Raw genomic sequence first — 530 nt, forward strand, 5'->3', positions numbered from 1 at the left:
TGCGGCTGCGCCACCGCCTTGGTGTAGTCGGCGGCCGGGCCCGAGGGCGGCGCCAGCGACGCATCGCTGGCCCAGTCGGTCGGCGTCGACGACAGCGTGTAGCGCAGCGTGCCGCCGTCGGCGATCGCCGCGATCGGCAGCCACGAGCCCTGGTAGGTCTTGCCGTTGAGCTCCACCGACTTGATGTAGGGCTTGTTGTTGACCAGCGCCTCGTCGTCGGCCTCGATGCGCAGCTTCTTGCGGCCGTCGTCGAGCCAGACCGTCATGCCCTTGAACTGCGGCGTGGACATCGCCAGCCCCGGCGCGGACGGCACCACCGGGTAGAGGCCCAGGCTCGCCCACAGATAGAAGCCCGAGGTCGCGCCGAGGTCGTCGTTGCCGGGCAGCCCGCCGGGCGTGTTGAAGAAGGTCTTCTTCATCACCAGCGGGATCACGAACTGCGTGAGCTGCGGCTTGCCGGTCCAGTTGTAGGCCCACGGCGTCTGCAGCGAGGGCTCGTTGCCGATGTAGAGCGTGGTGCCGTCCTGGCC

At 69.2% G+C, this 530-nt stretch carries 1 protein-coding gene; it reads right to left on the reverse strand.

The features are described 5' to 3' along the window. A partial coding sequence (locus tag FQ755_RS06850) for a glycoside hydrolase domain-containing protein (RefSeq protein WP_144152452.1) occupies positions 1–530 on the reverse strand: 530 nt, incomplete at both ends.

Source organism: Paraburkholderia sp. BCC1885 (assembly GCF_900996235.1).
In the GTDB taxonomy this organism is placed as follows: Bacteria; Pseudomonadota; Gammaproteobacteria; order Burkholderiales; family Burkholderiaceae; genus Paraburkholderia.